Annotated in this window: 14 protein-coding genes; 9 read left to right on the top strand and 5 right to left on the bottom strand. The window is 67.9% G+C overall.

Annotated elements, in window-relative coordinates; all coding sequences use genetic code 11:
- Positions 1–18: 18 nt before the first annotated feature.
- The 6 genes from ltnD to denD all read left to right on the top strand — a co-directional run bounded on the left by ltnD (position 19) and on the right by denD (position 6,143).
- Entirely contained in the window at positions 19–909 is an 891-nt protein-coding gene (gene ltnD, locus ACN22W_RS32595; RefSeq protein ID WP_419688634.1) for an L-threonate dehydrogenase, read from the top strand.
- Between the two features lie 19 nt (positions 910–928).
- Positions 929–2,218, top strand: a complete 1,290-nt coding sequence (gene otnK, locus ACN22W_RS32590) for a 3-oxo-tetronate kinase (RefSeq protein ID WP_419688632.1) — start codon at positions 929–931, stop codon at positions 2,216–2,218.
- A complete protein-coding gene (locus ACN22W_RS32585; protein WP_419688630.1) occupies positions 2,215–2,853 on the top strand; it encodes an aldolase in 639 nt (212 codons plus the stop codon). Before otnK ends, ACN22W_RS32585 begins: the two co-directional genes overlap by 4 nt.
- Before the next feature lie 112 nt (positions 2,854–2,965).
- Positions 2,966–4,291: an MFS transporter gene (locus ACN22W_RS32580; RefSeq protein ID WP_129515713.1), complete on the top strand. Its 1,326-nt coding sequence runs from the start codon at positions 2,966–2,968 to the stop codon at positions 4,289–4,291.
- A gap of 75 nt (positions 4,292–4,366) precedes the next feature.
- A complete protein-coding gene (gene otnI / locus ACN22W_RS32575) occupies positions 4,367–5,143 on the top strand; it encodes a 2-oxo-tetronate isomerase (protein ID WP_419688628.1) in 777 nt (258 codons plus the stop codon).
- A gap of 28 nt (positions 5,144–5,171) precedes the next feature.
- Positions 5,172–6,143 carry a D-erythronate dehydrogenase gene (gene denD / locus ACN22W_RS32570; protein ID WP_419688626.1) on the top strand — a complete coding sequence of 324 codons (972 nt, stop codon included), beginning with the start codon at positions 5,172–5,174 and terminating at the stop codon, positions 6,141–6,143.
- A 21-nt stretch (positions 6,144–6,164) separates the two neighbouring features.
- Here denD and ACN22W_RS32565 read toward each other — a convergent pair whose 3' ends face one another.
- From ACN22W_RS32565 to ACN22W_RS32555, 3 genes are all read right to left on the bottom strand, one after another.
- Complete coding sequence (locus ACN22W_RS32565; protein WP_419688624.1) at positions 6,165–7,244, bottom strand: lysylphosphatidylglycerol synthase domain-containing protein; 1,080 nt, start codon at positions 7,242–7,244, stop codon at positions 6,165–6,167.
- Positions 7,241–8,410, bottom strand: a complete 1,170-nt coding sequence (hpnI, locus tag ACN22W_RS32560; RefSeq protein WP_419688622.1) for a bacteriohopanetetrol glucosamine biosynthesis glycosyltransferase HpnI — start codon at positions 8,408–8,410, stop codon at positions 7,241–7,243. Before hpnI ends, ACN22W_RS32565 begins: the two co-directional genes overlap by 4 nt.
- A gap of 61 nt (positions 8,411–8,471) precedes the next feature.
- Positions 8,472–8,822, bottom strand: coding sequence for a hypothetical protein (locus ACN22W_RS32555; RefSeq protein WP_129515718.1), 351 nt, complete (start codon positions 8,820–8,822; stop codon positions 8,472–8,474).
- Between the two features lie 276 nt (positions 8,823–9,098).
- Between ACN22W_RS32555 and ACN22W_RS32550 the strand changes: the two genes are divergently transcribed.
- The 3 genes from ACN22W_RS32550 to ACN22W_RS32540 all read left to right on the top strand — a co-directional run bounded on the left by ACN22W_RS32550 (position 9,099) and on the right by ACN22W_RS32540 (position 11,818).
- Positions 9,099–9,758: a response regulator gene (locus tag ACN22W_RS32550; RefSeq protein ID WP_129515719.1), complete on the top strand. Its 660-nt coding sequence runs from the start codon at positions 9,099–9,101 to the stop codon at positions 9,756–9,758.
- Complete coding sequence (locus ACN22W_RS32545) at positions 9,755–11,221, top strand: ATP-binding protein (protein WP_419688620.1); 1,467 nt, start codon at positions 9,755–9,757, stop codon at positions 11,219–11,221. Before ACN22W_RS32550 ends, ACN22W_RS32545 begins: the two co-directional genes overlap by 4 nt.
- Before the next feature lie 69 nt (positions 11,222–11,290).
- Entirely contained in the window at positions 11,291–11,818 is a 528-nt protein-coding gene (locus ACN22W_RS32540; RefSeq protein ID WP_129515721.1) for a cytochrome b, read from the top strand.
- A 232-nt stretch (positions 11,819–12,050) separates the two neighbouring features.
- On the opposite strand, the gene ACN22W_RS32535 is transcribed toward ACN22W_RS32540, so the two are convergent.
- Both ACN22W_RS32535 and ACN22W_RS32530 read right to left on the bottom strand, forming a co-directional pair.
- A complete protein-coding gene (locus tag ACN22W_RS32535; protein ID WP_419688619.1) occupies positions 12,051–12,326 on the bottom strand; it encodes a DUF4148 domain-containing protein in 276 nt (91 codons plus the stop codon).
- A gap of 71 nt (positions 12,327–12,397) precedes the next feature.
- Positions 12,398–12,742: a DUF4148 domain-containing protein gene (locus tag ACN22W_RS32530; RefSeq protein WP_048242611.1), complete on the bottom strand. Its 345-nt coding sequence runs from the start codon at positions 12,740–12,742 to the stop codon at positions 12,398–12,400.
- Positions 12,743–12,952: the final 210 nt, after the last annotated feature.

The raw sequence follows: 12,952 nt of genomic DNA, 5'->3' as shown, positions 1-12,952 counted from the left end.
AATCGATCAAGGTTGACCATGTCACGAAATGTTGGAGTCATCGGCCTCGGCGCGATGGGCCTCGGCGTCGCCCGCTCGCTGCTGCGCGCCGGCCTGCGCGTGCACGCGTGCGACGTGCGCGACACCGTGCTGCAGGCGTTCGCCGCCGAAGGCGGCATTGCCTGCGCGACGCCGGCCGAACTCGGCGCGCAGTGCGACGTCGTCGTCACGCTCGTCGTCAATGCCGCGCAGACCGAAACGGTGCTGTTCGGCGAGCACGGCGCGGTCGCGGCGATGAAGCCGGGCGGTGTCGTGATCGCGAGCGCGACGGTCGCGCCCGAATTCGCGGTCGCACTCGGCGCGCGGATCGGGGCTGCCGGCCTGCAGATGCTCGATGCGCCCGTGTCGGGCGGCGCCGCGCGCGCGGCGTCCGGCGAGATGACGATGATGACGTCGGGCCCGGCCGCCGCGTACGCGCGCTGCGAGGACGTGCTCGCCGCGATCGCCGGCAAGGTCTATCGCCTCGGCGACGCGCACGGCATCGGCTCGAAAGTGAAGATCATCAACCAGCTGCTGGCCGGCGTGCATATCGCGGCGGCGGCCGAGGCGATGGCGCTGGGCCTGCGCGAAGGCGTCGATGCCGACGCGCTGTACGACGTGATCACGCACAGCGCCGGCAATTCGTGGATGTTCGAGAACCGCGTGCCGCACATCCTGAACGGCGACTACACGCCGCTGTCGGCCGTCGACATCTTCGTGAAGGATCTCGGCCTCGTGCTCGATACCGCGCGCCGCAGCAAGTTCCCGCTGCCGCTGTCGGCCACCGCGCACCAGATGTTCATGAGCGCGTCGAGCGCCGGCCACGGCGGCGAGGACGATTCCGCCGTGATCAAGACCTTCCCCGGCATCACGCTGCCGCCCGCCCGCTGATTCGAACGACGTTCCTGCCATGACCGCTTCCGCTTCCCGTCCCCTGCTCGGCTGCATCGCCGACGATTTCACCGGCGCGACCGATCTCGCGAACATGCTCGTCAAGAGCGGCATGCGCACCGTGCAGACGATCGGCGTGCCCGCCGACGGCGCCGCGCTCGACGCCGACGCGATCGTCGTCGCGCTGAAGTCGCGCACGATCCCCGCGGCGGCCGCCGTCGCGCAATCGCTCGCCGCGTACGAATGGTTGCGCGCGCAAGGGTGCCGGCAGTTCTTCTTCAAGTACTGCTCGACATTCGACTCGACCGACGCGGGCAACATCGGGCCCGTCGCCGACGCGCTGCTCGACGCGGCCGGCGGCGGTTTCTCGATCGCGTGCCCGGCATTCCCCGAGAACGGCCGCACGATCTATCGCGGCCACCTGTTCGTCGGCGACGTGCTGCTGAACGAATCGGGGATGGAGAACCATCCGCTCACGCCGATGCAGGACGCGAACCTCGTGCGCGTGCTGCAACGCCAGACGAAGTCGCCGGTCGGCCTGATCCGCTACGACACGATCGCGCTGGGCGCGGCCGCCGTGCGCGCGCGGATCGACCAGCTGCGCGCGGAAGGCGCGCGCTTCGCGATCGCCGACGCGCTGTCGGACCGCGATCTCTACGTACTCGGCGAAGCATGCGCGGGCCTGCCGCTCGTCACCGGCGGCTCGGGCGTCGCGCTCGGCCTGTCCGCGAATTTCCGCCGCGCGGAATTGCTGCCCGAGCGCGACAACGCGGCCGCGCTGCCGCGCATCGACGGGCTATCGGCCGTGCTCGCCGGCAGCGCGTCGAAAGCGACCAACGCGCAGGTCGCCGCATGGCGCGCGACGCGGCCGAGCTTCCGTATCGATCCGCTCGCGGCATCGCGCGGCGAGCCGGTCGTCGATCAGGCGCTGGCCTTTGCGCGCTCGCACCTGCCGCAGCCCGTGCTGATCTACGCGACCGCGACGCCCGACGAAGTGAAGGCCGTGCAGCAAGCGCTCGGCGTCGAGGCGGCCGGCCATCTCGTCGAAAGCACGCTCGCGGCGATCGCACGCGGCCTGCGTGAACTCGGCGTACGCAAGTTCGTCGTCGCCGGCGGCGAAACGTCCGGCGCGGTCGTGCAGGCGCTCGACGTGAAGTCGCTGCAGATCGGCGCGCAGATCGATCCGGGCGTGCCGGCCACGCTCACCATCGACGCGCGGCCGCTCGGCCTCGCGCTGAAATCCGGCAACTTCGGCACGACGGACTTTTTCGACAAGGCGCTGCGCGCACTGGACGGAGCCGCACGATGAGCCACGAAGTGAAACTGCGCGAAGAAATCTGCGTCGTCGGCGCGAGCCTGTACGCGCGCGGCCACGCGGTCGGCAGCGCCGGCAACATCAGCGCGCGCCTGCCCGACGGCTGGCTGATCACGCCGACCGATGCGTGCCTCGGCCGGCTCGACCCGAACGACATCGCGAAGGTCGGTGTCGACGGCCAGCCCGTATCGGGCGGCAGGCCGTCGAAGACACTCGCGCTGCATCGCGGCATCTACGCGCGCAATGCCGACGCAAACGGCGTCGTCCACACGCATTCGACTCACCTCGTCGCGCTGACGCTCGCGGGCGTGTGGCGCGACACCGACGTGCTGCCGCCGATCACGCCGTACTACGTGATGAAGGTCGGCCACATTCCGCTGATCCGTTATCGCCGCCCCGGCGACCCCAACGTCGCGGCCGAAGTCGCGGCGCTCGCCGACCAGGTGCGCGGCGTGCTGCTCGACCGCCTCGGCCCGGTGATGTGGGGGCCGTCGGTGTCGCACGCGTCGTATGCGCTCGAGGAGCTCGAGGAAACGGCACGGCTGTGGCTGATGACGAACCCGAAGCCCGAACCGCTTTCCGACGCGGCGCTCGACGAATTGCGCGAGACCTTCGGCGTGCGCTGGTAACGCGTCGCATACCGATTCCCATGCCCGCCGTGTGCGCGGGCCCTTCCGTCAGCACACACAAACGATCCGGCGGCCTACGCGCCGCCGGCACACGACATCATTGGAGACGACGATGACTGCTCTCGACGCGGCCGCAAGCCGCTCGCCCGCCGCGCCCGCCCACTCGGCCGAACTCGACCGCACCTACAAGAAAGTGTTCTGGCGCATCGTGCCGTTCCTGATGCTCTGCTACGTGGTCGCGTATCTCGATCGCGTGAACGTCGGCTTCGCGAAGCTGCAGATGTCGCAGGATCTCGCGTTCAGCGAAACCGTGTTCGGACTCGGCGCGGGCATCTTCTTCCTGGGCTATTTCCTGTTCGAACTGCCGAGCAACCTGCTGATGCACCGCCTCGGCGCGCGTATCTGGATCGCGCGGATCATGATCACGTGGGGCCTGCTGTCCGCGTTGTTCGCGTTCGTGAAGACGCCGACGCAGTTCTACGTGCTGCGCTTCCTGCTCGGCCTAGCGGAAGCCGGTTTTTATCCCGGCGTGATCCTGTACCTCACGTACTGGTTCCCGTCGCATCGCCGCGCGAAGATCATCGCGGTGTTCATGTCCGCGATTCCCGTGTCGGGCATCTTCGGCAACCCGCTGTCGGGCTGGATCATGGAACGCTTCCACGGCGGCTCGGGTTTCCACGGCTGGCAATGGATGTTCATGATCGAGGCCGTGCCGGCCGTGCTCATCGGCATCGCGACGATCCTGTATCTCGACAACAGCATCCGCGGCGCAAAGTGGCTCGACGAGCGCGAGAAGCAGCTGCTCGAAGACGAAATCGCCGCGCAGCCGCAGGAACAGGGGAAGCACGGCCATTCGCTGAAGGCCGTGTTCTCGGACCCGCGCATGTGGTGGATGTCGCTGATCTACTTCGCGTTCGTCACCGGCCAGTACGGGCTCACGTTCTGGATGCCGACGCTCGTGAAATCGACCGGCATCACCGATACGCTGCAGATCGGCCTGCTGTCCGCGATTCCGTTCCTCGTCGCGATCGTCGTGATGAACCTGTTCGGCCACAGCGCGGACAAGCGCCGCGAACGCCGCTGGCATCTGATCGTGCCGGCGCTGATGGGCGCGGTCGGGTTTGCGGTCGCCGCGTCGTACTCGCACAATACGGCGGTGTCGATCGTGTTCCTGTCGCTCGCGGCGGGCGGCGTGCTGACCTGCGCACCGCTGTTCTGGTCGCTGCCGACCGCGTTCCTCGCGGGCTCCGCGGCCGCTGCAGGGATTGCCATCATCAACTCGGTCGGCAACCTCGCCGGTTTCGCGAGCCCGTACGTGATCGGCTACCTGAAGGACGTCACGCACAGCACGTCGTCCGGCATGTACGTGCTGGCGGCCATGCTCGTGATCGGCGCGATCGCCGTGTGGCTCACGCCCGCGAAACTCGTGAACCGCTGAGCCGCTGAACCACCTAGCCGCCATTCGACGCGGGGCGCCTGCCGCCCCGCCCCATTCATTCACAGGACCGCTGCCATGCCACGCTTCGCCGCCAACCTCTCGATGATGTACAACGAGCACGCGTTCCTCGAACGCTTCGCCGCTGCCGCCTACGACGGCTTCAAGGCCGTCGAGTACCTGTTCCCGTACGACTTCGCCGCCGAGGACATCCGCGCGCGCCTCGACACGCACAACCTCGAACAGGCGCTGTTCAACGCGCCGCCCGGCGACTGGGCCGCGGGCGAACGCGGCATCGCGGCGCTGCCGGGCCGCGAGGACGAGTTCCGCCGCGGCATCGACCAGGCCCTCGACTATGCGCGCGTGCTCGGCAACCGGAAGCTGCACGTGATGGCCGGCATGGTCGCGCCGGGTGCCGACCGCGCGCGCCATCGCGACACCTATCTGTCGAACCTGCGGCATGCGGCGCAGGCCGCCGCCGCGCACGGCGTCACGATCCTGATCGAACCGATCAACCAGCGCGACATGCCCGGTTATTTCCTGAGCCGCCAGGACGACGCGCAGGCGATCTGCGCGGAAGTCGGCGCGCCGAACCTGAAGGTGCAGTTCGACTGCTACCACTGCCAGATCGTCGAAGGCGATCTCGCGATGAAGCTCAAGCGCGATTTCGCGGGCATCGGCCACATCCAGATCGCGGGCGTGCCCGAGCGCCACGAGCCGGATCTCGGCGAACTCAACTACCCGTATCTGTTCGAGCTGATCGACACGCTCGGCTACGACGGCTGGATCGGCTGCGAATACCGTCCGAAGGCCGGCACATCGGCCGGCCTCGGCTGGCTCAAGCCGTACCTGTGATTCACGTATTCCCGTAAGGATGAAGAACATGAAAGTACTGATCACCGGCGGCGCCGGCTTTCTCGGCCAGCGTCTCGCGCGCAAGCTTCTCGAGCGCGGCGAACTGACCGGGCCCGACGGCCGGATCGCGAAGATCGACGAGCTGGTGCTGCTCGACGTCATCAAGGGCAGCGATTTCGGCGACGCACGCGTGACGTCGATCGTCGGCGACATCGCCGATCGCGCGGTGCTCGACAGCGCGGTCGACACGCAGACGGGTGCGATCTTCCACCTCGCGGCAATCGTCAGCGGGCAGGCCGAAGCCGATTTTGATCTCGGCATGCGGATCAACCTCGACGCATCGCGCACGCTGCTCGAAGTGTGCCGCGCGCGCGGCCACCAGCCGCGCGTCGTGTTCACGAGCTCCGTCGCGGTCTACGGCGGCACGCTGCCCGACGTCGTGCAGGACGATACCGCGCTGAACCCGCAATCGTCGTACGGCGCCGAGAAGGCGATCGCCGAACTGCTGCTGTGCGATTACGCGCGGCGCGGTTTCGTCGACGGCCGCGTGCTGCGTCTGCCGACGATCAGCGTGCGGCCCGGCCGCCCGAACGCGGCCGCGTCGTCGTTCGCGAGCGGCATCATTCGCGAGCCGCTGAACGGCGAGGAAAGCGTGTGCCCGGTGCCGGGGTCGACGCGGCTGTGGCTGCTGTCGCCGCGCGGCGCGATCGACGCGCTCGTCGCGGGCTGCGAGATCGACGGCGCGAAGCTCGGCAACAAGCGCGTGATCAACCTGCCCGGCCTGTCGGTGTCGGTCGACGAGATGATCGCGGCACTGCGCGAAGTGGCCGGCGACGACGTCGTGAAGCTGATTCGCCATGCGCCCGACGAGCGCGTCGAGAAGATCGTCGGCAGCTGGCCGGGCCGGTGGGACACGACGCGCGCGGAAGCGCTCGGCCTGAAGGGCGACACGTCGTTCGCGGACGTGATCCGCAGCCATATCGCCGACGAACAGCGCTGACTCCCGCGTCGCCGGGCCGCGTCAGCGCGGCCGGGCGGATTCCCCGATCCGCAGCGACGCGCGTTTCGTTTCGCCCGGCCGCTTCGCCGAACCGGCCGCCCACTGCCACGCCAGCAAGCCCGGCAGATAGAACAGCAGATCACGCACGCGGCGGGCGCCGGCCAGTGCGAGACAAGTCGGCGGGTCGAACCCGAGCAGCCCGCCGATCAGCACGAACCCGCCCTCCTGCACGCCCAGGCCACCCGGCATCAGGAATGCGATGCTGCTGACCAGCTGGATCAGCGCCTCGATCGCGAGCGCCTGTGCAAAGGTCGGATCGGCGCCGAGGAAATACAGCGCCAGCCAGATTTCCAGCGCATACCCGATGAACTGCAGCGTCTGCCAGATCGCGAGATAACGCACGACGATGCCGGTCTTTCTCCAGATCATCCGGATCGACTGATCGGTGCGCGCCGATTCGCCGACCAACGCCACCACCTTGCCGCTCGTGAGGCGGTTGAGTGCGCGCGTCGCGCGTTCGAACGGCCGCGCATGCTGCACCAGCGCGAACAGCAGCAGCACCGGCACCAGCGCGGCCATGCCGATGGCGAGGTTCGCGGCCACCCGCGCGGCATCGGACGACACGCGTTCGAGCACGTAGGCGATCGCGATCAGCGCGAACACCAGCTGGCTGATCAGCGTCAGTTGCATGTCGGCGACGAGGCTGGCCACGGCGGTCGCCGGGCGCACGCCCGCCTGCCGCAGCAGGCTGAACGACACGATCTCGCCGCCGATCCGTGCGACCGGCAACAGCCCGTTGATCGATTCGCGGATCCAGACGAGCTTCAGCATCGTCGCGAACGACGGGCGGCGCGGGCCGCGGATCAGCATCCGCCAGTCCCACGCATTCGCGAGCATCGGCAGGATGTGGGCCAGCGCGGCGAGCAGCAGCCCGGCACCGGCGATCTGCAAGCGGTGCAGGATCTCCAGCGGATGCTCGCGCCAGATCAGCCACACGGCGAGCGCCAGCCCGCCCAGCGCGGCCGCACGCCCTGCATGCCGCAGCCGTGCTTCGTGGCGGGCGGACTGTCGATCCGCGTCGGTGTCCGTTTCCGTCGTCATGATTCGCTCGCGGGCGACAGCAGGCCTTCCCGGTCGACGCGAAAGCGCGTGCCGCGCCACACGACATGCGACGAGAAGAAGCTCGACACGAAGACCAGGAACTGCAGCAGATCGACGAACGGCAACCAGGCCACGCCGCGCAGGCCGGCACCGGTCGCACGGCTCGTTTTCAGCATCAGCAGTGCGCGCGCGGCAAGCGCCGCGACCGTCAGCGCGCAAGCCGCGACCGTGCCGCCGGAGAACAGCAGCGCCAGCAGCGCGAGCGGCAGCGGGTGCATCAGCACCGAACCGGCATGGCCGAGCCGGTCCGCCGCGCGGATCGTGCAGCTCCAGCGCAATTCGTGTGCGTACAGCTTGGCGAAGGTCTCTTCGACACACGCATGCCCGACCACGAATGGCGGAATGACGACCTGCGCACCCGCCTGCCGCACCGCTTCGCCGAGCGCGTGATCCTCGGCCAGGTGATGGGCGAAACGCGTGAGCCCGCCGATGCGTTCGAGCGTCGCGCGCGTGAACGCAATCGTCTGGCCAAAGCAAGGACGCGCGCGCCCGAGAAAGAGCCCGGTGATCACGCCCGGCAGGAAATGGTAGTTCGTCATCGCGACGGCGACACCGGGCCAGAAGCCCGGCGATGCGATGCCGCGATACACGCTCGTCACGATGCCGACATCCGGCTGCTGTAGCGCGCCGACGACGGCGCGCAAATAATCGCGCTCGACCACCACATCGCTGTCGGCCAGACAGAGCACCGAATACTCCGCGTGTTCGAGCATGTTCACGAGATTGGCGATCTTGCGGTTCGGCCCGTACAGCCGCGCATCGGCGACGACCTTGATGTTCGCGTCCGGGTAGCGCGCCCGCAGCGCCTCGACGGCCGCGAGCGCCGCGTCGCCCGCATCGTGCACGCCGAACAGGTGCTGGACCGGCCCCGGATAATTCTGGACGAAGAAGCTTTCGAGATGGTGTACGAGATGCCATTCGTCGCCGTGCAGCGGCTTCGCGACGGTGACGCCCGGATATTCGCGCGGCTCCGCCGCCGCCCGGGAAAAGAACCTGCCGACCAGCACACTGGCCGTGACCGTGTATGCAATGCCCAGCAACACGCCCAATCCGCAGACGATCGACATTACCCCGGCCAGCGCGTGCAGCACATGCAGCAAAACCATGCTTCTCCCCAGTGGTGACCGGTACGGCCGTTATGCCCCGGACGGCCGCACACACGCGGGCTCACCCGTGCACGCTGCCGTATCGATTCCCGTTGAGCCGGATGTGAAGGACGACCAAGCGACGATACGCGCAATCAGATGACACGACTACCGTGCGGCGATCGATTCCTGTCATGCGCACGTATCCGCACGCGAGCGCGGCCCTGAACGCCGCATCGGCAAGCTTGCGGGCCGAAAGGATCGCGGTCGCGACCGCGACGACGGTCCATACGCGAAATGTCATCGTGGTGAAAAACGCTTCGGGTACGCGCAACGCGAGCAACGACACCAGCACGAAACATTGAATCAGCATGCCGGCCAGCGCGGCGATCAGCAGGTGGGCGCGCCATCGCTCGATCGTCGAAGGTGCCATCAAGAATGAACCTCCCGTGCAGGCGACCCGAATCGATCTGAAATCAAACTGAAGGGTCGCGGATTCGTGGGCCAGTGCGCGGTCCGTGACGGACGCGGCAAACCCGGATCGGGATCAGGGGGAGAAATGGTGTGGCCGATAGTAGCGGGAATGCCGGCAGCGAACCTTAAGCGTTCTTCAGAATCGCGCGATGCTCGAGACCGCTCAATTACAATCCGTTGCATGGCACGCACAGTGGGGCTCGTACAATCGCAGACACCTGTACGCGAATCGACCATGCGACTCCTCCTTGTTGAAGACGACGATCTGATCGGCAGCGGCCTCGAGATCAGCCTGAGCCAGGCCGGCTATCACGTCGACTGGCTGCGCGACGGCCACGCCGCCGCGGCCGCGCTCGCGTCGACCCGCTTCGCGCTCGTCGTGCTCGATCTCGGCCTGCCCGGGAAATCCGGCACGGAACTGCTGCGTGCGTTGCGCGACGCGGGCGACACGGTCCCCGTGCTGGTGCTGACCGCGCGCGGCACCGTCGCCGACCGCGTCCGCGGCCTCGACGATGGCGCCGACGACTATCTCGCGAAACCGTTCGAGCTGTCCGAGGTGCTGGCCCGCTGTCGCGCGCTCGTGCGACGCTCGCAGGGCCGCGCCGGCGACGAGATCGTCTGGCGCGACATCACGATCGACCTGACCACCCATACGGTGACACGCGATGCAGCACGCATCGCGCTCACGTCGCGGGAATGGGCCATCCTGGTTCAGCTCGTCAGCCACCCGGGCACGCCCCAGTCGCGCGCGCGTCTCGAGGACGGCCTGTACGGGTGGCAGGAAGGCATCGAAAGCAATGCGATCGAGGTCCATATTTCGAACCTGCGCAAAAAGCTCGGCGCGGAATTGATCCGCACCGTCCGGGGCATCGGTTACGTCGTCGACGCGCCATGATCTCGCGCTCGATACGCCGCCGCGTGTCGGCGATGGCGCTCGGCTGCGTCACCGTCGTCTGGCTCGTCGCCGTGTTCGGCGGCTTCCGGCACGCCACGCGCGAGATCGGCGAATGGGAAGACGCGCGCCTCGTCGAATATGCAGTGCTGCTCGTCGGTCTCTCGCCGGCCGACCTCGCTCGCCTCGCCCGCTTTCCGCCCGACGCACGCGTCGAACTCGCGCTCGGCGCTTCAGGATCGAGCCCCGCCAACAACGACGGCGACCGCCTGCCGCGCGACGTACTGTTCGAGGTGCGCGACGCGCAGAACCATGTCATCGCGTCGAGCCTGCCGGCCGACACCGCCGGCCTGCCCGATGCACGCGAACCGCGCGGCGCCCCCTGGACGATCGTCATCGGCGACGCGCAATGGCGCACGCACACGCTGCACGACAGCGCGTCGGGGCGCTGGATCCGCGTGATGGAAACGGTCAACACGCGCAGCGATCTGGCGACCGGCATCGCGCGCGGGATCGTCCTGCCGCTGATCGTCGCGCTCCCGGTGCTGGCGCTGCTCCTCTGGTACATGATCGGGCACAGTCTCGCGCCGTTGAAGACGCTGTCGACGCAGATCGGTGCGCGCGATGCGCGATCGCTCGAACCGCTCGACGTCGCCACCGTGCCGGACGAAGTGCGCACGCTGGTCGACGCGATCGACCGCCTGCTGGCAAGGCTGCGGCAATCGATCGTGCGCGAGCGTGCGTTCACGTCCGATGCGGCGCACGAACTCAAGACCCCGCTGGCCGCGATCAAGGTCCAGGCCCAGGTGGCGATCGCAACCGACGATCCGGCGCGCAAGCAGCTCGCGATGCAGCGCGTCGTGCAAGGCGTCGACCGCAGCGCGCGTCTCGCCGAACAGTTGCTGCTGCTCGCGCGGCTCGACGAATACGAACGCATTCCGACGCGCGCCGTCGTCGTTCGCGAACTCGTCGATGCCGCCATCGATCGCCATCTCGCGAAAGCGTCGGACAAGGCGATCGACCTCGTGGCCGGCAATGCATCCGAACGGGCGATCGATGCCGATCCGATCCTGCTCGGCATCCTGCTCGACAATCTCGTCGACAACGCCGTGAAGTACGGCCGCCCGGGCGGCCGCATCGAACTCGGCGTGCACGACGACGGCGCGCTGCAACGCATCGTCGTGCGCGACGACGGGCCGGGCGTCGCCCCCGGCGAGCACGAACGGCTCGGCGATCGCTTCTATCGCGGCAGCGGCGCGCAGTCGCCCGGCAGCGGGCTCGGGCTGTCGATCGTCAAGCGCATCGCGCAATACTTCGGCGGCACCGTGCAGTTCGAGCCGGGCATCGGCGGTCAGGGCCTGGGCGTCGTGATTGCGCTGCCGTCGGCGGACGCGGCCGGATCGCCGCCGCGCCATGCGCCGGCCGGCGAACACGGCGACCGCTCGCGTGCGATGCCGCGTGCTTAACGTTTCGTTAAGGATTCAGTCGTAGAATCCGCCGACACATACGATCCCCGCCGTTCGTCAGGAGACTTCATGCCCACGCCCGCCCGCTATGACGCAGTTGCACGCCTTCTTCACTGGCTGATCGTGGCGCTGGTCGTCGCGCAGTATGTGATCGGCTGGACGATGCCCGATGTGCATCGCGATACGCAACCGATCGGCCTGATCGCCGCGCACCTGATCGTGGGTACCGCGTTGCTCGCGGCGATGGCTTGCCGCGTGCTCTGGCGCATGACCCATCGCCCGCCCGCAAGCGACCTGGCGCCCGCGATGCGCGTGCTGTCGGGCGCGACGCATTTCGCGCTCTATGCGCTGCTGATCGCCGTGCCGCTGCTCGGCTGGATCAACGCATCGTCGCGCGCGTGGGCCGTGACGCTGTTCGGTGTCATCCCGTTGCCGGCGCTGTCGGCGGCCGGCTCCGGATTCGGTCACGCGATGGGCGACGTGCACGGCATCCTCGCGTGGGTGTTGTTCGCCGGCATCTGCCTGCACATCGCAGGCGCGCTGGCGCACCGCTTCGTGCTGCGCGATCAGGTCATGCAGCGCATGATGCCCTGGTGATCGCCTCGCCCGCGGCCCGGCGCGTCCTTGCGCGCAAGATGCGGGTTGTCCGGATTCGTCTTTATCGTTCGGCCGCGTCGAACGGCATGCGCCTCGCGCCCTGCGCCGCCACACGTCTGCGCCGAGCCACGCGGCGCTGCCCGCGGGGGCGCGACGCCGCATGCCTGCTCCGCACCCCGCCCGTCCGGCTGGAAACCGGATGCGCCGACACCACACCGGTACACATCGCCGTCTAGTTCCCGACCTGCGCCGGCGCACCGGCGCCGGCCGCCTTCGCGGCGAGTGCCGCCATCCTCGCCTGGTCCTGCGCGGCGACCTTCGCTTGCGCGGCCTGGATATCGGCCGGGTACTCGCCATCGTCTCCCTTCGACGGGTCATACCCGGCCGCTTCCAGACGCATCAGTTCCTCGCGAACCTGCGCGCGCGTCAGCGGCGCGGCCGATTGCGCGAAGGCCGACTGACCGACGATCATGCCGATCATCGTCAGTACTGCGATATATATTTTCATCATGAACTCCTTCAATGTTCCGTATCGATCAACCGTCGTGAATGCCTGACCTGCGAACGCAGGCGCTTGTATCAGCTACCGAAATAGATCGTGCAGAAGCTCGCCGGGCCGACGCATGCGGCCGGGCGCTGGCGCGGCGACATCGTTGCCGGCTTGCCCGCTTCGGATGAAACGGCCGGATCGCTGCCGACCGCCGTGCTGGACTGACGCTGCGGCATTTGTTGGGCCTGCTGCTGGAACAGCGGGCTCACGTCCGGATACGACGTGTCGGTCACGAAGCGCAGTCCGTTGTTTTCGGCGTCGATCAGTTCCTGCCTGACCTGTGCGCGCGTCAGTTCCTGTGCCGACGCTTGCGCCGCGACACCCGCGAGAGAAATCGCCGCTACCGTGGCGGCCACCAGCCAATGCTTGTTCATGGTTTGCTCCTTCAGAAGTCAACGAGACGACGTGCTACACCCGTATGACGACGGAGCGGGTTCGTTTATTCCCGCGCGGCGGGATTCAAATTGCTTGCGCCGGACATTCATCGAACTGTCATTCTTTCGTCAGCCGGCGTAATCTCACGTAACGCAGCGCCCATTACGCTTCGTGCAGACTGACGACACTTCATACGGATCGCCTTTCGA

Source organism: Burkholderia theae (assembly GCF_048565265.1).
GTDB classification, from domain to species: domain Bacteria; phylum Pseudomonadota; class Gammaproteobacteria; order Burkholderiales; family Burkholderiaceae; genus Burkholderia; species Burkholderia theae.
Note: the sequence above shows the minus strand (reverse complement) of the source record. Positions and strands in the feature narration are given on the sequence as shown.

Excerpts from the sequence above, each read along its gene's own strand:
- ACN22W_RS32580 (WP_129515713.1), top strand. The coding sequence starts at position 2,966 with ATGACTGCTCTCGACGCGGCCGCAAGCCGCTCGCCCGCCGCGCCCGCC.
- ACN22W_RS32550 (WP_129515719.1), top strand. The coding sequence starts at position 9,099 with ATGCGACTCCTCCTTGTTGAAGACGACGATCTGATCGGCAGCGGCCTC.
- hpnI (WP_419688622.1), bottom strand. The coding sequence starts at position 8,410 with ATGGTTTTGCTGCATGTGCTGCACGCGCTGGCCGGGGTAATGTCGATC.
- ACN22W_RS32535 (WP_419688619.1), bottom strand. The coding sequence starts at position 12,326 with ATGAAAATATATATCGCAGTACTGACGATGATCGGCATGATCGTCGGT.
- ACN22W_RS32545 (WP_419688620.1), top strand. The coding sequence starts at position 9,755 with ATGATCTCGCGCTCGATACGCCGCCGCGTGTCGGCGATGGCGCTCGGC.
- ACN22W_RS32565 (WP_419688624.1), bottom strand. The coding sequence starts at position 7,244 with ATGACGACGGAAACGGACACCGACGCGGATCGACAGTCCGCCCGCCAC.
- ACN22W_RS32555 (WP_129515718.1), bottom strand. The coding sequence starts at position 8,822 with ATGGCACCTTCGACGATCGAGCGATGGCGCGCCCACCTGCTGATCGCC.
- ACN22W_RS32540 (WP_129515721.1), top strand. The coding sequence starts at position 11,291 with ATGCCCACGCCCGCCCGCTATGACGCAGTTGCACGCCTTCTTCACTGG.
- otnI (WP_419688628.1), top strand. The coding sequence starts at position 4,367 with ATGCCACGCTTCGCCGCCAACCTCTCGATGATGTACAACGAGCACGCG.
- ACN22W_RS32585 (WP_419688630.1), top strand. The coding sequence starts at position 2,215 with ATGAGCCACGAAGTGAAACTGCGCGAAGAAATCTGCGTCGTCGGCGCG.
- ACN22W_RS32530 (WP_048242611.1), bottom strand. The coding sequence starts at position 12,742 with ATGAACAAGCATTGGCTGGTGGCCGCCACGGTAGCGGCGATTTCTCTC.
- denD (WP_419688626.1), top strand. The coding sequence starts at position 5,172 with ATGAAAGTACTGATCACCGGCGGCGCCGGCTTTCTCGGCCAGCGTCTC.
- ltnD (WP_419688634.1), top strand. The coding sequence starts at position 19 with ATGTCACGAAATGTTGGAGTCATCGGCCTCGGCGCGATGGGCCTCGGC.
- otnK (WP_419688632.1), top strand. The coding sequence starts at position 929 with ATGACCGCTTCCGCTTCCCGTCCCCTGCTCGGCTGCATCGCCGACGAT.